The sequence below is a fragment of the Lacticaseibacillus chiayiensis genome, assembly GCF_004123795.1.
Lineage (GTDB): Bacteria > Bacillota > Bacilli > Lactobacillales > Lactobacillaceae > Lacticaseibacillus > Lacticaseibacillus chiayiensis.
Genome location: NZ_MSSM01000059.1, coordinates 1 through 299, shown reverse-complemented (window position 1 = coordinate 299; position 299 = coordinate 1). Strand labels below are relative to the sequence as shown.

The window sequence follows — 299 nt, the reverse complement described above, 5'->3', positions numbered from 1 at the left end:
TTTTAGATGGCCTTATTCCAGTATTCTTCTGGGGTAAGGCCGTCTCTTTGTCCTGAACGATTATCGTGATTGAAATAGTGGATCCCATCTTCAACGAGCTGGACGAATTCCTTGTAAGTCTTTGCCATTGGATGACGATCCATCCACCGCAGTTTAAATTCGTTCCACCAGCGCTCCATCGGTGCGTTGTCATAGGGCGTTCCCGGTCGCGACATGCTTCGTGTGACTTCAAACTGGCTAAGGTAGCGGTTGAACGCCCTAGATGTATAGGCGGAGCCACGATCAGTATGAATGAGCGG

Annotated in this window: 1 protein-coding gene; it reads right to left on the bottom strand. The window is 49.5% G+C overall.

From position 1 onward, the window contains the following. Positions 1-2: 2 nt before the first annotated feature. Positions 3-299, bottom strand: a 297-nt coding sequence (locus BVJ53_RS14165) for an integrase core domain-containing protein (RefSeq protein ID WP_137296002.1), incomplete at its 5' end; no start/stop codon positions are given.